Raw genomic sequence first — 18,519 nt, forward strand, 5'->3', positions numbered from 1 at the left:
GATAACTTAGGCCTGGCTGCCTGGGCCCTGTGGATAACTTGCGAGCTCCGCTCGCGTACCGCACTCCGGCGGCGCTCGGGGGAGCACGTGTGCGTGAGGTGGGAGGCGGCATGGAAGGATGTCACGCATGAGCGCAGTGAAACTCGACGGCAAGGCGACCGCCGCCAAGATCAAGGCAGACCTCACCACCCGGGTGGCCGCGCTCAAGGACCGCGGCATCACTCCGGGCCTCGGCACCGTGCTCGTGGGCGACGACCCGGGCAGCCAGATCTACGTGGCCGGCAAGCACCGTGACTGCGCCGAGGTGGGCATCGCCTCCATCCGCGTCGACCTGCCGGCCACCGCCACACAGGCCGAGGTCGAGGTGGCCATCGACGAGCTCAACGCCTCCCCGGAGTGCACCGGCTACATCGTCCAGCTCCCCCTCCCCAAGCACCTCGACACGATGGCCCTGCTGGAGCGCATGGACCCGGCCAAGGACGCCGACGGCCTCCACCCGGTCAACCTCGGCCGCCTCGTCCACATGGTGGAGGCGCCGCTCCCGTGCACCCCGCACGGCATCGTGCTGCTCCTGCAGGAATACGGCGTGCCGATCAAGGGCGCGGAGGTGGCCGTGGTCGGGCGCGGCATCACGGTGGGCCGCTCGCTGGGCCTTCTGCTGACCCGCCGCAGTGAAAACGCCACCGTGACGCTCTGCCACACCGGCACCCAGGACCTGGCCGGCCATGTGCGCCGGGCGGACATCGTGGTGGCGGCGGCGGGCGTGCCCGACCTGATCACCCGCGACATGGTCAAGCCCGGCGCGGCCGTTCTCGACGTGGGGGTCTCCCGGGTGAACGGGAAGATCGCCGGGGATGTGGCGCCGGACGTGGCGGAGGTCGCGGGGTTCCTCACGCCCAACCCGGGAGGTGTCGGCCCTATGACGCGGGCCCTGCTGCTCTCGAACGTCGTGGAGGCCGCGGAACACCAAACGAGCGCTCGGTGAACCCAGCGTCGACGGCGAGGCATCGGTGTCCACGGCAGCGCCGATCCGGGACCGGTCGGGCGCACGGTGGCCGCGGTCAACGTCCCACCTCAGGTCGCCCACGACTCACCAGGGGCCGCCGCCCCTCCTCCCCATCCCAAGGACGGCCACCACTGACTGCGGTCATGTCGGACCGGCGGGATCGCGGGCACCGGGGCAGTCGCAGGGGCCCGGAGCGTCACCGGTTCCGGTAGCGGTCCGTCGCCTCCCGGGTCGCCCGGATCGCCGCGTCCGCGGTGTCGTACGTCCGCTGCGCCAACCCCACGAAGAGGCAGTCCACGATCAGCAACTGGCTGATGCGGCTGGCCAGCGCCCCAGGCCGGAACGCCGTCTCCCGCCCCGCCGACACCAGCGTGTGATCCGCCAGCTCGGCCAGCGCCGACCGCGGATTGTTGGTGATCGCCACGACCAACGCCCCAGTATCCGCCGCGGTCCGGGCCGGGACGAGCACGTCGGGCGTCTCCCCGCTGCAGCTGATCGCCACCGCCACGTCCCCTTCCCGCAGTAAAGCGGCACTGGTCAACGCCAGGTGGGCATCGCTGAACGGGTGGCTGGACAGCCCGATCCGCAGCAACTTCTGCGACATGTCGGCCGCGACCAGCCCTGACGCCGCCACCCCGTACACGTCCACCCGCCGCGCCGCCGAGATCGCCGCCACCACTTCGCCCAGCTGGTCGGGGTCGAGCTGGGCCGCCGTGTCGGCCAGCGCCTCCGACTCCGCCCGCGCCACCTTGGCGATCACATCCGTCAGCGGGTCGTCGGGCGCGAGGTCCCCGGGAACCAGCCGCTCGGGCTCCTTGGCCACGGCCGCCGCCAAGGCGAAGCGCATCTGCGAATACCCGGAGAACCCGAGCGCCCGCGCCGTCCGCACGATCGTGGCCTCGCTGGTTCCTGACACCCCGCTGAACTCGGTGATCGTGCTGCGGACCACCAGCCCCGGGTCGTCCAGGATGATGCGGGCGATGGACTGGGCCGCCGGCGTGAGCGACGGCAGCACGGCGCGTACGGCCGCGACGGGGTTGGCCGGCTCGGCGGCCCTCATCGGGTCAGCCATTCGGCCGCCGCCTGGGCGGACACTCGTGAGATCCCGTGGGTGGCGACGTGGGCGGCGCCGACCGGCGGGCCGGGGATGCCGGTGTCCACCACGATCACGTCGGGCCGCGCCGCGACGGCCTTGGCCACGATCTCGCGTACCCAGGCGTGCCGGGCGGCGTCGTGCACGACCAGCACGACCGGCCGATCGTCGAAGGGCGGCAGCTTGCCGTCGGGTTCCAGCCTCAGCATGGCCGTGTCGGGGAGGCGCCTGGTGAGCGCGGCCGTGACGCCGGTCGGCGTGGCCGGGTCCACGGCCTGGCTGTGGCGGGTGTTGACCTCGATGACCAGCGGCCCGCGGTCGAGTACGGCGGTTCCGGTCGTGGTCAGAGCGGCCCTGGCCGCCTCCAGGCCCACGCCGGGGTCGACGTCGGCGCGGGCCTTGTCGCGGAGCGCGGCCTGGCCGGCGTACCAGCCGGAGAGCGCCAGCACCCGGGCGGCCGCCTCGGCCAGCCGCTCCTCGGGCAGGACCCCGTCGCGCACGGCCGCCACGATCGTGTCGCGCATCTCGTGCAGGCTCTCCTCGGTGCACAGCCCCACGCAGACGGCGTCGGCGCCGGCGGCCAGCGCCCGCACAGCGATCTCGCCAGGGGTGTACATGGCGGCCACCGCCCGCATCTCGATCGCGTCGGTGACGACCATCCCGTCGAAGCCGAGCTCGCCCCTGAGGAGTTCGGTCAGCACGGTACGGCTCAACGTCGCCGGCGCCTCCGGATCGAGCGCGGGCACGAGCAGGTGGCCGGTCATGATGCTGCGCACCCCGGCGCCGATCGCGGCCCGGAACGGCGGCAGGTCGCGCTCGAAGAGCACGTCGCGCGAGGCGTGCACGGTGGGCAGCGCCAGGTGGGAGTCGGCGACGGTGTCGCCGTGGCCGGGGAAGTGCTTGGCGCAGGCGGCCACGCCCGCCCGCTGGACGCCGTTGACGTAGGCGACCGTATGGCGGGCGACGAGGTCAGGGGCCGGGCCGAACGAGCGCACGCCGATCACCGGATTGGCCGGGTTCGCGTTCACGTCGGCGGAGGGCGCGTAGTTCAGCGTGATGTCGAGCTCGGCGAGCATCCTGCCGATCTGGCGGCCCACCCGCTCGGTGAGATCCACGTCGTCGGCCACGCCCAGCGCCCTGTTGCCGGGAAAGGAGCTGCCGGACAGGACCTCCAGCCGGGTGACCGTGCCTCCTTCCTCGTCGATCGCGACGACGGTGCCCGGGTTCTCGGCCCGCAGCTGCCCTACGAGGGGGGCGTTGATGGCGTTGCGGGCGAACAGGACGACCCCGCCGAGACCCTCACCCAGCGCACGGCGCAGCCAGTCGGGGACGGAGGTCCCGTCGAACCCCGGATGCAGCACCGTCATCGCCAGTCTGCACAGGTCACGGCTCATCGGCATTTTCCTTCATCGATATTGATCTGAAGGTAATTTTCTGTCATTGTCGCCCTCTATACAACCACCTCCTCAGAGAGGCCACCCCCCATGCCCAGCAGAAGGACTCTCTTAAAGGGTCTCGCCCTCGCCGCCGCCGCTTCCGCCGTTCCGCTGCCTGCCTTCGCCCAGGCCGACTACGTGCCGCCGCTGCGCCAGATGCGCGGCATGTGGATCGCCTCCGTCGTCAACATCAACTGGCCGTCGAAGCCGGGGCTGACCGCCGACCAGCAGAAGGCCGAATACCTCGCCTGGCTCGACGTGGCCGTGCAGCGCAAGCTCAACTCGGTGTTCGTGCAGATCAGGCCGACCGCTGACGCGTTCTGGCCCTCGCCGTACGAGCCGTGGTCCCAATATCTCACCGGCACGCAGGGCCAGGACCCCGGCTACGACCCGCTCGGGTTCGCCGTCGAGGAGACGCACAAGCGCGGCCTCGCCTTCCACGCCTGGTTCAACCCGTACCGCGTGTCGATGCAGGCCGACCCGGCCAAGCTGCACCCCGACCACCCCGGACGCAAGCACCCCGACTGGATCGTGCCGTTCGGCGGCAAGCTCTACTACAACCCGGGCATGCCGGAGGTCCGCAAGTTCTGCCAGGACGCGATGATGGACGCGGTCACCCGCTACGACATCGACGGCCTGCACTTCGACGACTACTTCTACCCGGTCAACACCACGGCCTTCAATGACAGCGCCGCCTTCGCGAAGTATGGTGCCGGCTTCCCCGACCTGGCCTCATGGCGGCGCAACAATGTGGACCTCATGGTGCAGGAGATGCAGCAGCGGGTCCTGGAGAGCAAGCCGGACATCGCCTGGGGCATCAGCCCGTCAGGCATCTGGCGCAACAAGGCCGGCGACCCGCTCGGCTCCGACACCAACGGCGGGCAGTCGTACGACAACCTGCACGCCGACACCCGCGGCTGGGTGAAGAAGGGCTGGCTGGACTACATCGCGCCGCAGCTCTACTGGTACATCGGGCAGCCCCCGGCCGACTACTCCAAGCTCGTGCCGTGGTGGTCCGACGTGGCGAAGGGCACGAACACGCTGCTGTGGATCGGGCAGCCCGCCTACAAGGCCGGCGACCCCGCCCAGCCCGCGCCCGAGTGGAAGAATCCCGCCGAGCTGTCCAACCACCTGACGCTCAACAGGAACCACCCCGAGATCAGCGGCGACATCTGGTACAACGCCAACGACGTCAAGGTCGACAGGATCGGCTCCATCACCACCGCCGTCAGCGAGCACTACCAGCGGCCCGCGCTCGCGCCCGTGCTGCCCAGGCTGGCGGACGGGGAGCCGCCTCGGCGGCCGGTGGTGGCGTACGCGCTGCGCCGCGACGGCGGGGTCGAGGTGCGGGCGGTGGCCACGGGCAGGGAGGAGCCGTTCCTGTTCGCGATCTTCCGCTTCGACGGGCACGCGTCCGCGGGCGCCTTCGCCGACGCCCGCAACCTGGTCGCCGTCGTGCCGGGAGACCGGCAGATCCGCTGGACCGACCCGGACGGCAAGAGCGGCGACCACTACTACGCGGTGGCCGTGGACCGCGCCAACCGGACCAGCAGGCCCAGCAACGGGTTCCGGGTCATCTGACATCCGCCGGCGACGCGCATGTGAGCATGCTTCGCCCACACGTGTCGCCGGCCATTGCCGAGCCCGGCGGGCGCCGTGCACCGAAAGGCGCGCGGCGCTCGCCGCTCTCACGAGCATGGTGTTGTCCAGGTTCCGACGCTGCCGGAACCCCTCGCCGAAGCCCCGGTCGCGATCCAGTCCCTATGAAGCCCTGCGCCCAGCCGCCGAAGCCTGCTCGGCCGTGGCTCCCGATGACCGCTGCGGTGGCACCACAGGGGTCGGGCGCACCAGACCGAGCGCGACGACCTCGTTGGCCAGCCGCGTGCGCCGGTTGGTGCCCTCGGGAATCCTGAACTTCTGGTAGAGCCGCAGCAGATGTTGCTTGACCGCGGCCTCGGTCACGACCAGGTCGTCGGCGATCTCGCGTGCGGTCGCCGGCGCGACGAACGCCTCGTCCGACAGCGCCGGCCGGCAGAGCGAGGTCAGCACGTCGACCTCGCGCCTGGTCAGCTCGGGCGCCGCAGCCCTGCGCAGCTCCACCTCGGGGGTGAAGTCCTCACGGGGGACTCCGCCGATGCGGCCCCGCGCCGCACCGAACGAGACGACGTCGCCGTCGTCGAGGACCCTCCGGGCGATCGGCCTGCCGTTCACCCGCGTGCCGTTCCTGGACAGTCCCAGGTCGACGACGTACAGGTAGGGTCCTCGTCTGACGAACTCCGCATGGAGTCGAGAGACGCTGGGATCGGTGAGCCGGATGTCCACACCCCGGCCTCGCCCGACCGTCGTGATCTCGGGGCGCAACGGGATCACCTCACCGGTGTCCTCGATGCGTATGAACGGCCCCTCCACTGGCGGTTCCTCCCCTTGTGAGGCAGCGTATGAACGGCACGCCTCCTCCTGGGCACGGCAGTTCCTCCCCAGGTAGCCCGCCGTAACTATTACTACAGCTCCGGCTTACCCAAACGAGGGGATGCGGAATCTCCTTTGCCGAAAGGAGAATCCGCCGTGAAATTGGTCTGGACCTTTGCGGACGGTTTTGCCTGCTCACGGGTAGACTTCGAACGAAGATAAGCGGAGGAATCACTCATGGCGGACAAGCCCACGAAAGGCCTGGCCGATGTCGTAGCCGCGTCCACAGCGCTGAGCGACATTGACGGAAAGGCCGGTCGCCTCTTCTACCGTGGATACGACATCCATGACCTGGCCGGCCGCGCGACGTTCGAAGAGACCGCACACCTGCTGCAACGTGGCAAGCTGCCCACCCGCTCGGAGCTGGATGCCTTCGGCGAGGAGCTGACGCGGGGCAGGGAGCTCGGCGCCCTGGTGTCCGCGAACATCGCCGAGATCGCCGAGAAACAGAAACCCATGGAGGCGCTGCGCTCGCTGGTGTCGCTGTCGGGTGCGGACGATCCGGACAAAGACTCCATCGCCCCCGACGCCAACCTGCGCAAGGCCGCCCGGCTGGTGGCCCAGCAGCCTCTGCTCGTCGCCCGCTATCACGCCGCCCGCACCGGCGGGAGCGTCCCCGACCCCGACCCGTCGCTGAGCATCGCGGCGAACTTCCTGCTCCAGGTCACCGGACGCACCCCCGAGCCGCGCGAGGTCGAGATCTTCGACGAGTGCCTGGTGCTGCACGCCGACCACACCATGAACGCCTCCACGTTCGCCGCCCGCGTCTGCGCCGCGACGCTGTCGGACATGCACTCCGCCATCGTCGCCGCCATCGGCACTTTGAAGGGCCCGCTGCACGGCGGTGCGAACGAGCAGGTCATGAAGACGCTGGAGTCGATCCCCGCGGACGGGGTGGCCCAGGCCGTACGCGACAAGCTCGCCGCGCACGAGAAGATCATGGGCTTCGGTCACCGCGTCTACAAGACCGAGGACCCGCGCGCCACCCACCTGCGCAGGATGTCCGCGGAGCTGGCCGAGGCCAAGGGCGACGACCGCTACTACCGGATGTCGAAGGAGATGGAGGAGGTCGTCTTCGAGGAGAAGGGCCTCTATCCGAACGTCGACTTCTACGCCGCGTCGGTGTATCACTACCTCGGCATCCCGACGGACCTGTTCACGCCGGTCTTCTCGATCAGCCGCATGTCCGGCTGGACGGCCCACGTCATCGAGCAGCATGCCGACAACCGTTTGATCCGCCCCGACAGTGAATACATCGGCGAGACGGATCAGAAGTGGAAGCCAATTGAGGAGCGGTGAGCAAGGCTTGCCACGAACGCGACCATAAGCACGGGCGTTGAGCGACTGTTGAGCGATCAAGGGACTGGGCGTGAGAGCTGGGGACCGTACCCGCTGATTCTGGCGGGTGCGGTCGTCGGCGTGATCGCGATCTTTTTCGTGGACCCGCGCTGGGGCGGGTTCGCGCTGGGTGCTGTCGTCATGATCGCCGCCGCGCTGCGGTTCGCGGGATACGGCGGCCAGTTGTCCGTCCGCAGCAAGAGGACCGACGTCATCACGCTTGCCGTGTTCGGCTTCGTGCTGGTCCTGACCTCGCTCCTGCTGGACAACAACCAGCTGAAGGCGCTCATCCTGTCCCTTTTCGACCGTTGACCTGGCGGTCCGATAGCCTCAACGCATCAATTCATTGAAGGGGAACCATTCGCATGCCCAAGATCAAGGTGGAGGGTCCGGTCGTCGAGCTTGACGGCGACGAGATGACCCGGATCATCTGGCAGTTCATCAAGGACCAGCTGATCCTTCCCTACCTCGACGTTGACCTGAAGTACTACGACCTCGGCATCGAGCACCGGGACGCGACGGACGACCAGGTCACCATCGACGCCGCCAACGCCATCAAGAAGTACGGCGTCGGTGTGAAATGCGCCACCATCACCCCGGACGAGGCGCGGGTCGAGGAGTTCGGTCTCAAGAAGATGTGGAGGTCCCCCAACGGGACCATCCGCAACATCCTCGGCGGTGTCATCTTCCGCGAGCCGATCATCATGGAGAACGTGCCGCGGCTCGTTCCCGGCTGGACCAAGCCGATCGTCGTCGGCCGTCACGCCTTCGGCGACCAGTACCGCGCGACCGACCTGAAAATCCCGGGCGAGGGCACGCTGACCCTGACGTTCACCCCCAAGGACGGCTCCGAGCCGATCGAGCTGGACGTCTACGACTTCCCCGGCAGCGGCGTCGCGATGGCGATGTACAACCTGGACGAGTCGATCCGCGACTTCGCCCGCGCGTCGATGCGCTACGGCCTGGCCCGTAACTACCCGGTCTACCTCTCCACGAAGAACACGATCCTCAAGGCGTACGACGGCCGCTTCAAGGACCTCTTCGCCGAGGTCTTCGAGACCGAGTTCAAGGACGAGTTCGAGAAGGCCGGCCTGACCTACGAGCACCGCCTCATCGACGACATGGTCGCCGCGGCGCTCAAGTGGGAGGGCGGCTACGTCTGGGCCTGCAAGAACTACGACGGCGACGTGCAGTCCGACACGGTCGCGCAGGGCTTCGGCTCGCTCGGCCTGATGACCTCGGTGCTGATGACCCCCGACGGCAAGACCGTCGAGGCCGAGGCCGCCCACGGCACGGTCACCCGCCACTACCGCCAGCACCAGCAGGGCAAGCCCACCTCCACCAACCCGATCGCCTCGATCTTCGCGTGGACCCGTGGCCTCGCCCACCGCGGCAAGCTGGACAACACCCCCGCCGTGACGGAGTTCGCCAACACGCTGGAGCAGGTCTGCATCGAGACCGTCGAGGGCGGTCAGATGACCAAGGACCTCGCGCTCCTGATCGGCGGCGACGCCAAGTGGCTCACCACCCAGGACTTCCTGGCCGCGCTGGACGAGAACCTCAAGAAGAAGATGGCCTGACCGTCCTCCCGCTGCGAAAAGGGCCGCCCTCGGGCGGCCCTTTTCCTATGTCTTGACGGTACGGCGGCGTGGCGTAGTTGATCAGCTGGGTAAGAGCTCACTCGTAACAGTCGTACGCGTCTCGGGGGGTTCGAATGCGACTGCCTATTTCCAGTGGGCTAGGGGTGCTGGCCGTTGCGGTGCTCCTGACCGGGTGCGACTCGCAGCCCGACACCGCCAAGATGGCGGACGCCAAGCCGAAGGCCGCCAAGGTCGTGGACAAGGCGGCCAAGGCCAAGGCCGCGGCCAAGGTGAAGGCCAACGAGCTTGGTCAGATCCCGGTGTTGATGTTCCACCGGGTCATAGAGAAGCCGGCCACGACCGACGACCGTACGCCGCAGCAGTTCCGCGCGGACCTGGAGCGGCTGGTCAAGGAAGACTACGTGCCGATCACGGCTGCCGAGTTGGTGAGCGGGAAGATCGACATCCCGGCCGGCAAGCACCCCGTGGTCCTGACGTTCGACGACTCCTCCCCTTCGCAGCTCACGCTGAACGAGATGGGCGCCCCTCAGAAGGACACGGCCGTCGCGATCCTGCAGGACGTGGCCGCCAAGAACCCCGGCTTCCGTCCGGTCGCCACGTTCTACGTGACGCGCGACATGTTCGGCAAGACCAGCCGCGAGGAGCAGACCCAGATGCTGGTCTGGCTGAAGGACAACGGGTTCGACATCGGCAACCACACGCGCGACCACTTCGACCTGCGTACGCGCTCGCACGAGCAGGTCGAGGAGCAGATCGGCACGATCGGACAGCAGATCACCTCGCTGTCCTCCGTCAAGCCTGCCACGATCGCCCTCCCGTACGGCAACCAGCCGCGTAAGAAGGACTGGGCCATGCGCGGCAAGCACTACAACCACCAGGGAGCGTTCCTGGCGGGCTACACGCCGGCTCCCGCGCCGTTCAGCAAGGCGTTCGACCCGGCCGGCATCCCGCGCATCAAGGTCATGGAGAAGAAGGGCGACTGCGCCCAATTCTGCTCGCACGCCTGGCTGGACTGGCTGAAGAACAACCCGGACATGCGGTACACGTCAGACGGGGATGCCAGCACGGTGGCGTACCCGAAGTTCAAGTCACCGTACCTGCGTAAGGCCTTCACCAAGTGGAGCCTGCCCTATTAGCCGGCCTTCCTGACGAAGGAGATGCCCGCGCGCTGGAGGCGGTCGATGAGCGGCCGCCCCATGGCCGAGGCCGTCGTCAGCTGTCCCGCGCGGTCGGGCACGTCGTCGAAGGCCAGGCACAGGGCCGACTCGCCGAGCATCTTGGCGGTCTCGTCGTAGCCGGGATCGCCGCCGGCGACCTCCGTGACCACCCGCTCGCCGCCGCCCTCGCCCAGGAACGTGACCTTGAACCAGCTCCTCGCGCGCCGCTCAGGCGACGGGCCCTCGCCCGGCCGCAACCGGCTCTGGATCAGGCGGCGGGCCGGCGGGATCATCGCGAGCGCCGCGAACGCGCCCGCGCCCGCCGCCGTCCCCAGCGCCTGAGGAAGTGTCCTGACGGCGTAGTGCTGGCGGTAGGAGAAGTCCGGGCCGTAACGATCGAGCAGGCGGGCCGAGTAGCCGACGATGGACGGATCGACGGTGGGCATCGGCAACGCCCACCCGCCCACGTACCGCAGGCCGCCGGGCGCCGAGCTGACCTTGCGTCCCTTCAGTGGGGGTTCGGCGGCCCGGCGCTGCGCGGCCGCCTCGGCCATTTGAGGGGCGCGACCGAACATCGACATGGCGGTGGCCAGCGTGCCGCCCGACGGGCGCCCGCTCACCCGCAGGAAGCCGCTGACCGAGAGCGGGACGTCCTCGGGGAGCAGACTGACGGTGTGCAGGACGCCGAGGTCGAACGGGATGGAGTCGAAGCCGCAGGCGTGCACGATCTTGGCGCCGGTCCTGGCGGCCTGATCGTGGTGGCGCAGGTACGTCCGGTCCACGAAGTCGGGCTCGCCGGTCAAATCCAGGTAGTGGGTGCCCGCCTCGGCGCAGGCGGCGACCAGCGGCCCGCCGTGCGTCATGTACGGGCCGACCGTGGTGACCAGGACACGCGTCTGCCGGGCGAGCTCGGCCAGCGATGCCGCGTCGGCCGCGTCGGCGATCAGGATCGGCACGTCGAGCCCGAGCCGCTCCAGTTTGGCCCGGTCGCGTCCGGCCAGCGCCCACCGGGTGCCGGGACCCGCGGCACGGGCGAGGTAGGCGGCCGTGAGCGCGCCGGTGAACCCGCTCGCGCCGAAGAGCACGATGTCGTAGGGACGGTCCATGATCTCGAGCCTCCCCGTGATCGGCCGCGTGCGCAAGGCAATTCGTGACCTCACGAACGGTTAACGAAACCCTGAGAGGTTGCTGAGCGTCGTAAAGTTTGCGTCGATGGGGTTGGCGTAAACGTGGGGATGACGAATGCCGCAGATCTCGCCGCTGATGGCCGGCGATCCCACCCACCTGGGGTCATTCCGGCTGTCCGGACGGGTCGGGGAGGGAGGGCAGGGCATCGTCTACCTGGGCGTCAACGAGGCCGGCGAGCGGGCCGCCATCAAGTTGCTGCACGTGAAGTTCTCCGGTGACACGATCGCGCGGTCGCGCTTCGCCAGGGAACTGAAGGCGGCGCAGCGGGTGGCGTCGTTCTGCACGGCCAGGGTGATAGAGGCCGATCTCGACGGCGACACGCCGTACATCGCGAGCGAATACATCGACGGCCGCTCGCTGCGGGAGATCGTCGAGACCGACGGCCCGATCACCGGCACGGCGCTCGACCGGCTCGCGATCGGCACCGCCACCGCGCTCACCGCCATCCACCACGCGCACATCGTGCACCGGGACTTCAAGCCCGACAACGTCTTGATCGCCGCCGACGGGCCGCGCGTGGTGGACTTCGGCATCGCCCGGATCATCGACTCCACCGGCACGATCACCAGCCGGGCCATCGGCACGCCCGCCTACATGGCGCCCGAGCAGATCGCCGGCGACGACATCGGGCCGTACACCGACGTGTTCTCCTGGGGCGCGACCATCGCGTTCGCGGCGACCGGGAAGGCCGTGTTCGACGGCAAGTCCATCGCCACCGTGCTCAACCGGATTCTCAACCACGAGGTCGACGTCGGCATGATGCCGGAGCCGCTGCGCAGCGTGGTGAGCTCCGCGCTGGCCAAGGCGGCCGCCGAGCGGCCGTCGGCCGATCAGATCCTGCTGCGGCTGCTCGGGCAGTCGACCGCGGTGGGGGCGTCCACGGCGGTGCTGACCCGGGGCGTGCAGGTGGCGAGCGACGACACCACGCCGTTCATGAGGGTGTCGGCCGGGTCGATCACCGACAAGCCGGTGCAGCAGGGCTCCACCTCGCTGGTGCCCTCCCAGTCCAGCCCCACAGCGCACCAGGAAGGTGCCGTGACGGGCCAGGGGGCCGCTCCAGGCCAGGGAGCCGTGACCGGCCAAGGGGAGACCGGCCAGGGAGCCGTGAGGGTGATGCCGGGTGAGTCGGGTGGCGTCGCCGGGCCATCGGACGCCGGCCGGGCGCCGTACCCGATGACGGAGCCGTCAGGGCCGGTGCGGCGCCGCCGCGCCAAACTGTGGGTCGCGTTCGGCACCGCACTCGCCCTTGTCGCCGCCGCCGCGATGGCGCTGGCCGTGAACGGCTGGCCGGCGCTGTTGTTCCAGGAGCGGACGCCCGAGCCGACCGAGACGACGGAGCCCGCGCGCTCGTTCGCCTCGGTGGCCGACAAGGTCGCGCAGACCGGAAAGATCGTGATCGGCGTCAAGGGCGACCTGCCCGGCATCGGACTGCAGAACGGCGACGACTTCCAGGGCTTCGACATCGAGATCGCCAGACGCATCGCCCAAGGCCTGGGCGCCACGGACACGCAGTTCGTCAGGGTCAGCCGGGACGACCGGCCGTTAGGGCTGGCCGAAGGCAGGGTGGACCTCGTCGTCGCGACCTTCGCGGTCGACAAGGGCCCGACCGAGTTCGCGGGTCCCTACTACGTGGCGCACCGCGACGTGCTGGTGCGGGCGGGCAGCGGCATCGACTCGATCGAGGACCTCGAGGACAAGAGGATCTGCGCCCCCAACAGCCCGATCGTCGGCGAGGTGCAGGACCGGGTGAAGGTCAAGCCCGTGCCGGCCGGTGACATGGCCATCTGCATGGACATGCTCAGGAGCAGCAAGATCGACGCGGTCCCCGGTGAGGACCTCATCCTGGCCGGATTCGCCAACCGGGAGAACCACCGCTACAAGATCCTCGGCGCCAAGCTGAGCACCGAGCGCTACGCCGTCGGCATCAGGAACGGCGACGCGAAGACCTGCAAGGCGGTGAACGGCATCATCGCCGACCTCTACAGCAGGGGCACGCTCAAGCAGCTCATCGCCAAGTATTTCGGCAAGGTTGACTTCAAGCCGGAGCTGGAGCAGCCCGCGATGGAAACCTGCGGATGACGAGGGAGTAACATCCCCAACGTCAACAATCCTGCTGCGAGTTAGGGGAAGGCCATGGCGTCGTCAGCCACTGCGCCCGTCAAGGTGACCGTCACCGGAGCCGCCGGCCAGATCGGCTACGCACTGCTGTTCCGCATCGCGTCGGGGCAGCTGCTCGGCGCCGACGTGCCGGTCAAGCTGAGCCTGCTGGAGATCCCGCCGGCGATCAAGGCCGCCGAGGGCACCGCGATGGAGCTGGACGACTGCGCGTTCCCGCTGCTGTCCGGCATCGAGATCACCGACGACCCCAACGTCGCCTTCAACGGCACGAACGTCGCCCTGCTCGTCGGCGCCATGCCGCGCAAGGCCGGCATGGAGCGCGGTGACCTGCTCGGCGCCAACGGCGGCATCTTCGGCCCGCAGGGCAAGGCGATCAACGACCACGCCGCCGACGACATCAAGGTCCTGGTCGTGGGCAACCCGGCCAACACCAACGCGCTCATCGCCCAGCAGCACGCGCCCGACGTGCCGGCCGACCGCTTCACCGCGATGACCAGGCTCGACCACAACCGCGCGTTGTCGCAGCTCTCGGCCAAGCTCCAGGTCCCGGTCACCGAGATCAAGAAGATGACGATCTGGGGCAACCACTCCGCGACGCAATACCCCGACCTGTTCCACGCCGAGGTCGGCGGCAAGGTCGCGGCCGAGCAGGTCGACTCGGAGTGGCTGAAGGAGACGTTCATCCCGACGGTGGCCAAGCGCGGCGCCGCCATCATCGAGGCCCGTGGCGCGTCCTCGGCCGCCTCGGCCGCCAACGCCGCGATCGACCACGTCTACGACTGGGTCAACGGGACCGACTGGACCTCGGCCGCCGTGGTCTCCGACGGCTCCTACGGGGTGCCCGAGGGCCTCATCTCGTCGTTCCCCGTCCGCGCGGCGAACGGCACGTTCGAGATCATCCAGGGCCTCGAGATCGACGCCTTCTCCCGCGAGCGGATCGACGCCAGCGTGCGCGAGCTGGAGGAGGAGCGCACCGCGGTGAGGGAGCTCGGCCTCATCTGACGAGCGCGCCGCACGCCCCCCGCGCCACGCGGGGGGCTTTTTTCACGAGGAGGCGGTCCCGGTCCGCGCCGGGCAGGACGTCGGTTCCACGGCTGGAGCGGGCTGCGGGGTCGTGAAGATCACAGCCGCGGCGGCGAGGAGGCTGCCCATCACGACGAGGGCACCATAGATCAGCCTCGTGACCCTTGGTGTAAAGCTCCTCACGTTTCGGTATCACAGCACAGATTGCGGCGCGATATGGCTTATTTGCCAGAAAGTGCGTCCCAAGCGTCGGTGACGATGTCGCGCAGCGCCGGCCGCTCGGCCTTCCAGCCCAGCTCGCGCTGGATCTTCGCGGACGAGGCCACCAGCACGGCGGGGTCGCCGGCCCGGCGCTCGCCAATCTCGGTGGGAATCGCGTGGCCGGTGACCTCGCGGCAGACCGAGATCACCTCCTGCACGCTGAACCCGGTGCCGCTGCCCAGGTTGTAGATCTTGTGCTCGCCCGGCGTGATCGCCTCCAGCGCCAGCAGGTGCGCCCGCGACAGGTCGGCCACGTGGATGTAGTCGCGCACGCAGGTCCCGTCGGGCGTCGGGTAGTTGGTGCCGAACACGCTCACCGACGCGCGCTCGCCGGTGGCGACCTTCAGCACGTTCGGGATGAGGTGGGTCTCGACGGCGTGCCGCTCGCGGTAGCGGCCGTAGGCGCCGGCCACGTTGAAGTAGCGCAGGCTCACCGCGCCCAGCCCGCGGATGCGCGCGTACGCGCTCAACGCGGTGTCCACGGCCAGCTTGGAGGCGCCGTACGGGTTGGTCGGGCGCGTCGGGTCGTCCTCCTGGATCGGGGAGCGCTCGGGCTCGCCGTACGTGGCGGCCGTCGAGGAGAACACGATCTTGCCTACGCCCTTGTCCCGCATCGCCTCGAGCAGCGCCAGCGTGCCCCCAAGGTTGTTGGCCCAGTAGAGCCCCGGCTTCTCCACCGACTCGCCCACCAGTGACTTGGCCGCGAAGTGCAGCACCGCGTCCACGCCGTCGAGCGCGTCGCCTGCCGCGGCGATGTCCCCCTGGACAAAGCGGGCACCCTCCGGCACCGCGTCCTCATGCCCGGTCGACAGATCGTCGAGCACGGTCACCTCGTGTCCCGCCTCGACCAGCTGCGCCGCGACGACGCTGCCGACGTATCCGGCCCCTCCGGTGACCAGCAGTCTCATGTTGGCTCCTGTTCAAATATGTTTGATTTTGTACGGCTTGCCGTTCAGCATACGCTGGAAACCACACGAGTACGCTGCCAACCACCATGTTTGACACCGTCGCGGCCAACATCGCCCTGGTTCTGCTCTTCATTCTGATCGGGGGCTTCTTCGCCGCGGCCGAAATGGCGATGGTCTCCCTCAGGGAGAGCCAGGTCCGCAAGCTCGCCGCACACGGCCGCCGAGGCGAACGCGTGGCCAGACTCACGCAAGACCCCAACCGGTTCCTGTCCGCCGTGCAGATCGGCGTCACCGTGGCCACCATGTTGTCGGCGGCGTTCGGTGCCGACCGGCTGGCGGCGCAGCTCGTGCCCGCGCTCGAAACGTGGCGCGTGCCCGCGGCCGTGGCGCCCGTGCTGGCCCTGGTGCTGGTGACGCTGGCGATCTCGTACGTGTCGCTCGTGCTCGGCGAGCTCGCCCCCAAGCGCCTGGCCCTGCAGCGGGCCGAGGGCCTGTCGTTGTTCGTGGCGCCGTTCCTGGACTGGATCGCCACCCTGTCGCGCCCGATCATCTGGACGTTGTCGAAGTCCACCGACGGCGTGGTCAGGCTGCTCGGCGGCAATCCGAAGGCCGACAGGGAAGAGGTCACCACCGAGGAGCTGCGCGACATGGTGGTGGGGCACACCGACCTGACCGCCGACGAGCGCAAGCTGATCGGCGAGGTGTTCGCCGCCGGGAAACGGCAGCTCAGGGAGGTGATGTTGCCGCGTACGGAAGTGGAGTTCATGGAGGCCGACACGCCGCTGGTCGACGCGGCGCGCGAGGCCGCCAGGCTGCCGCACTCCCGCTTCCCGGTCTACCGGGAGTCGTACGACGAGGTCATCGGCTTCGTCCACGTACGCGACATCCTCGACCCCGAGCTGGCCGGTCGCACCGACCCGATCAGCGCGGTCGTGCCGATCCGCCCCGCCAAGTTCGTGCCCGCCTCGAAGCGGCTGCTCACCACGCTGAACGAGATGCGGGACGAGGGCCAGCACCTGGCGATCGTGGTGGACGAGTACGGCGGCACCGCCGGCATCGTCACCATGGAGGACCTGGTCGAGGAGCTGATCGGCGACATCAGGGATGAATACGACATCGAGGAGGACATCGTCATCCTGCCCGCCGGCGAGATCGAGATCGACGGCCTGACGAACCTCAACGACTTCGCCACCGAGACCGGCATCAGGCTGTCGGACGGCCCCTACGAGACGCTGGGCGGTTTCGTCATGGCCATGCTGGGTCACGTGCCGATCCTCGGGGAGAGCGTGGAGATCCCGGGATTCGAGCTCACCGTCACCGAGCTCGACGGCCGCCGTGTCGCACGCGTGCGGGTGAAACGCCGACCGGTCGTCGAGTCGCCGCCCGACCAGGATTCCTGACACAATTGCCTGCTATGGCCAGACCTCGTGTTCTCTCCGGCATCCAGCCCACAGCGGACTCTTTCCACCTGGGCAACTACCTGGGTGCCGTTCGCCAGTGGGTCACCCTGCAGGAGACCCACGACGCCTTCTATTGCGTGGTCGATCTCCACGCGATCACCGTGCCGACCGAGCCCGCCGCCCTGCGCCGCCGCAGCCGCGTGGCCGCCGCGCAACTCTTCGCCGCGGGCCTGGACCCGGAGCGGTCCACCGTCTTCGTGCAGTCGCACGTACGCGAGCACACCGAGCTCGCCTGGGTCCTGATCTGCCTCACCGGCATGGGCGAGGCGGGCAGGATGACGCAGTTCAAGGACAAGTCCGCCAAGTTCGGGGAGAGCGCGGCCAGCGTCGGCCTGTTCACCTACCCGATCCTGCAGGCCGCCGACATCCTGCTCTACCAGGCCAACGCGGTGCCGGTGGGGGCCGACCAGAAGCAGCACCTGGAGCTCACCCGCGATCTGGGGCAGCGCTTCAACCACCGTTTCGGTGACACGTTCACCTTGCCGGACCCGTACATACTCAAGGAAGTCGAGAAGATCACCGACCTGCAGGACCCGACGTCGAAGATGTCGAAGTCGTCGTCGAGCCCGGCCGGGATCCTGGACGTCCTGGAGCAGCCGGGGCCGCTGCGGAAGAAGATCATGCGGGCGGTCACGGACACGGGGACCGAGGTCCTGTTCGACGAGGAGAACAAACCCGGCATCTCCAACCTGCTCCGGATCCAGTCCGCGCTGACCGCCACGCCCATCCCTGAGCTGGTCGCCCGTTATGCGGGGCAGGGGTACGGCACGTTCAAGAAGGACGTGGCGGAGGCGGTCGTGGAGACCTTCACGCCGATCAGGGAGCGCACGGAGAAACTGCTGTCGGACGAGAAGGAGCTGGACCGGCTGCTGGCCCTGGGGGCGGAGCGTGCTTCGGCCGTGGCCAGGCAGACCATGGCCGCGGTCCGCGACCGCATCGGCTTCCTCCCCAAGCTCTGACGCCTGGACCCGCCGCGGCCGGCCAGGCGATGGCCTGGGGTGTCCGGTCCGAGCAGGACCCGGCCGGCCGGGTCCTCTGCAAGGGCGGGTGGCCGGGATCAGGGGCGGAGGTCGGCGGTGAGCTCGGCGGCAGTGGCGAGGACGGTGTCGGGGGCCTCGCGGTCGCCCGGCGTCAGCTCCATCGCCTCCACGTCGGCCAGCACCGCCACCGCCCCATCCCGATCACCGGTGCGCATCCGCAACTCGGCCAGGTAGACCAGCGCCGGCACCCGCTGCACGGCCGGTGCGTCGGCGTGCCGGGCGAGCCCGTTCTCCAGCATGCGGATCCCGGCTTCCTCATCCCCGTGGGAGCCCGCCTGCCGGGCGCCGCGGCCACCACCCGCGCCAGCCGCCCTTCCGAAGCCTCGACCTGGTGCTCGACGCGATCGGCGCCCGCATCGCCGCGGCCCGCCCTTAGCGACGCCGTGTCGCCCGGTGGACGCGCAGAATCGCACGAAGGGCG

16 protein-coding genes are annotated in these 18,519 nt (G+C 69.2%); 10 read left to right on the forward strand and 6 right to left on the reverse strand.

Features of this window, described 5'->3' with window-relative positions; all coding sequences use genetic code 11:
- The first annotated feature begins 127 nt into the window (after positions 1 to 127).
- Complete coding sequence (locus EDD27_RS49800) at positions 128 to 985, forward strand: bifunctional methylenetetrahydrofolate dehydrogenase/methenyltetrahydrofolate cyclohydrolase (RefSeq protein WP_127939710.1); 858 nt, start codon at positions 128 to 130, stop codon at positions 983 to 985.
- A gap of 217 nt (positions 986 to 1,202) precedes the next feature.
- On the opposite strand, the gene EDD27_RS49805 is transcribed toward EDD27_RS49800, so the two are convergent.
- Positions 1,203 to 2,078: a MurR/RpiR family transcriptional regulator gene (locus EDD27_RS49805; protein ID WP_241564660.1), complete on the reverse strand. Its 876-nt coding sequence runs from the start codon at positions 2,076 to 2,078 to the stop codon at positions 1,203 to 1,205.
- Positions 2,063 to 3,493: a glycoside hydrolase family 3 protein gene (locus EDD27_RS49810; protein ID WP_127939711.1), complete on the reverse strand. Its 1,431-nt coding sequence runs from the start codon at positions 3,491 to 3,493 to the stop codon at positions 2,063 to 2,065. The genes EDD27_RS49805 and EDD27_RS49810 overlap by 16 nt, the downstream gene beginning before the upstream one ends.
- A gap of 90 nt (positions 3,494 to 3,583) precedes the next feature.
- On the opposite strand from EDD27_RS49810, the gene EDD27_RS49815 reads away from it, so the two are divergent.
- The gene (locus tag EDD27_RS49815; RefSeq protein ID WP_127939712.1) at positions 3,584 to 5,116 is read left to right on the forward strand and encodes a glycoside hydrolase family 10-like protein; all 1,533 of its coding nucleotides are present in this window, start codon (positions 3,584 to 3,586) and stop codon (positions 5,114 to 5,116) included.
- Between the two features lie 180 nt (positions 5,117 to 5,296).
- Here EDD27_RS49815 and EDD27_RS49820 read toward each other — a convergent pair whose 3' ends face one another.
- Entirely contained in the window at positions 5,297 to 5,944 is a 648-nt protein-coding gene (locus EDD27_RS49820) for an FHA domain-containing protein (protein ID WP_127939713.1), read from the reverse strand.
- Positions 5,945 to 6,181: 237 nt separating this feature from the next.
- Between EDD27_RS49820 and EDD27_RS49825 the strand changes: the two genes are divergently transcribed.
- The 4 genes from EDD27_RS49825 (at position 6,182) to EDD27_RS49840 (ending at position 10,079) form a co-directional block, all read left to right on the forward strand.
- Entirely contained in the window at positions 6,182 to 7,303 is a 1,122-nt protein-coding gene (locus tag EDD27_RS49825; RefSeq protein WP_127939714.1) for a citrate/2-methylcitrate synthase, read from the forward strand.
- Positions 7,304 to 7,351: 48 nt separating this feature from the next.
- On the forward strand, positions 7,352 to 7,654 hold the full coding sequence (locus tag EDD27_RS49830; protein ID WP_164904146.1) for a DUF3017 domain-containing protein: 303 nt from the start codon (positions 7,352 to 7,354) through the stop codon (positions 7,652 to 7,654).
- Positions 7,655 to 7,707: 53 nt separating this feature from the next.
- Complete coding sequence (locus EDD27_RS49835) at positions 7,708 to 8,922, forward strand: NADP-dependent isocitrate dehydrogenase (RefSeq protein WP_127939716.1); 1,215 nt, start codon at positions 7,708 to 7,710, stop codon at positions 8,920 to 8,922.
- Positions 8,923 to 9,056: 134 nt separating this feature from the next.
- Complete coding sequence (locus EDD27_RS49840; RefSeq protein ID WP_241564661.1) at positions 9,057 to 10,079, forward strand: polysaccharide deacetylase family protein; 1,023 nt, start codon at positions 9,057 to 9,059, stop codon at positions 10,077 to 10,079.
- Here the strand turns inward: EDD27_RS49840 and EDD27_RS49845 are convergent.
- A complete protein-coding gene (locus EDD27_RS49845; protein WP_127939717.1) occupies positions 10,076 to 11,206 on the reverse strand; it encodes a saccharopine dehydrogenase family protein in 1,131 nt (376 codons plus the stop codon). The genes EDD27_RS49840 and EDD27_RS49845 overlap by 4 nt on opposite strands.
- Positions 11,207 to 11,342: 136 nt before the next feature.
- On the opposite strand from EDD27_RS49845, the gene EDD27_RS49850 reads away from it, so the two are divergent.
- On the forward strand, positions 11,343 to 13,367 hold the full coding sequence (locus EDD27_RS49850; RefSeq protein ID WP_127939718.1) for a serine/threonine-protein kinase: 2,025 nt from the start codon (positions 11,343 to 11,345) through the stop codon (positions 13,365 to 13,367).
- 54 nt (positions 13,368 to 13,421) lie between these two features.
- Positions 13,422 to 14,408 (forward strand): malate dehydrogenase, encoded by a 987-nt coding sequence (locus EDD27_RS49855; RefSeq protein ID WP_127939719.1) that lies wholly within the window; start codon positions 13,422 to 13,424, stop codon positions 14,406 to 14,408.
- Between the two features lie 242 nt (positions 14,409 to 14,650).
- On the opposite strand, the gene galE is transcribed toward EDD27_RS49855, so the two are convergent.
- The gene (galE, locus tag EDD27_RS49860; RefSeq protein WP_127939720.1) at positions 14,651 to 15,598 is read right to left on the reverse strand and encodes a UDP-glucose 4-epimerase GalE; all 948 of its coding nucleotides are present in this window, start codon (positions 15,596 to 15,598) and stop codon (positions 14,651 to 14,653) included.
- Between the two features lie 86 nt (positions 15,599 to 15,684).
- On the opposite strand from galE, the gene EDD27_RS49865 reads away from it, so the two are divergent.
- Together EDD27_RS49865 and trpS are read left to right on the forward strand one after the other, a co-directional pair.
- Complete coding sequence (locus EDD27_RS49865; RefSeq protein WP_127939721.1) at positions 15,685 to 16,998, forward strand: hemolysin family protein; 1,314 nt, start codon at positions 15,685 to 15,687, stop codon at positions 16,996 to 16,998.
- A 14-nt stretch (positions 16,999 to 17,012) separates the two neighbouring features.
- Positions 17,013 to 18,017 (forward strand): tryptophan--tRNA ligase, encoded by a 1,005-nt coding sequence (trpS, locus tag EDD27_RS49870; RefSeq protein WP_206642013.1) that lies wholly within the window; start codon positions 17,013 to 17,015, stop codon positions 18,015 to 18,017.
- A gap of 98 nt (positions 18,018 to 18,115) precedes the next feature.
- Here trpS and EDD27_RS49875 read toward each other — a convergent pair whose 3' ends face one another.
- Positions 18,116 to 18,337, reverse strand: coding sequence for a hypothetical protein (locus EDD27_RS49875; protein WP_127939723.1), 222 nt, complete (start codon positions 18,335 to 18,337; stop codon positions 18,116 to 18,118).
- Positions 18,338 to 18,519 lie beyond the last annotated feature (182 nt).

The sequence above is a fragment of the Nonomuraea polychroma genome (genome assembly GCF_004011505.1).
Lineage (GTDB): Bacteria > Actinomycetota > Actinomycetes > Streptosporangiales > Streptosporangiaceae > Nonomuraea > Nonomuraea polychroma.

Bases quoted from the DNA above. Each gene is read 5' to 3' on its own strand.
- EDD27_RS49865 (WP_127939721.1), top strand. From the start codon at position 15,685: ATGTTTGACACCGTCGCGGCCAACATCGCCCTGGTTCTGCTCTTCATT.
- EDD27_RS49805 (WP_241564660.1), bottom strand. From the start codon at position 2,078: ATGGCTGACCCGATGAGGGCCGCCGAGCCGGCCAACCCCGTCGCGGCC.
- EDD27_RS49825 (WP_127939714.1), top strand. From the start codon at position 6,182: ATGGCGGACAAGCCCACGAAAGGCCTGGCCGATGTCGTAGCCGCGTCC.
- EDD27_RS49810 (WP_127939711.1), bottom strand. From the start codon at position 3,493: ATGAGCCGTGACCTGTGCAGACTGGCGATGACGGTGCTGCATCCGGGG.
- EDD27_RS49845 (WP_127939717.1), bottom strand. From the start codon at position 11,206: ATGGACCGTCCCTACGACATCGTGCTCTTCGGCGCGAGCGGGTTCACC.
- EDD27_RS49855 (WP_127939719.1), top strand. From the start codon at position 13,422: ATGGCGTCGTCAGCCACTGCGCCCGTCAAGGTGACCGTCACCGGAGCC.
- EDD27_RS49800 (WP_127939710.1), top strand. From the start codon at position 128: ATGAGCGCAGTGAAACTCGACGGCAAGGCGACCGCCGCCAAGATCAAG.
- EDD27_RS49815 (WP_127939712.1), top strand. From the start codon at position 3,584: ATGCCCAGCAGAAGGACTCTCTTAAAGGGTCTCGCCCTCGCCGCCGCC.
- EDD27_RS49840 (WP_241564661.1), top strand. From the start codon at position 9,057: ATGCGACTGCCTATTTCCAGTGGGCTAGGGGTGCTGGCCGTTGCGGTG.
- EDD27_RS49875 (WP_127939723.1), bottom strand. From the start codon at position 18,337: ATGCTGGAGAACGGGCTCGCCCGGCACGCCGACGCACCGGCCGTGCAG.
- EDD27_RS49835 (WP_127939716.1), top strand. From the start codon at position 7,708: ATGCCCAAGATCAAGGTGGAGGGTCCGGTCGTCGAGCTTGACGGCGAC.
- EDD27_RS49850 (WP_127939718.1), top strand. From the start codon at position 11,343: ATGCCGCAGATCTCGCCGCTGATGGCCGGCGATCCCACCCACCTGGGG.
- galE (WP_127939720.1), bottom strand. From the start codon at position 15,598: ATGAGACTGCTGGTCACCGGAGGGGCCGGATACGTCGGCAGCGTCGTC.
- trpS (WP_206642013.1), top strand. From the start codon at position 17,013: ATGGCCAGACCTCGTGTTCTCTCCGGCATCCAGCCCACAGCGGACTCT.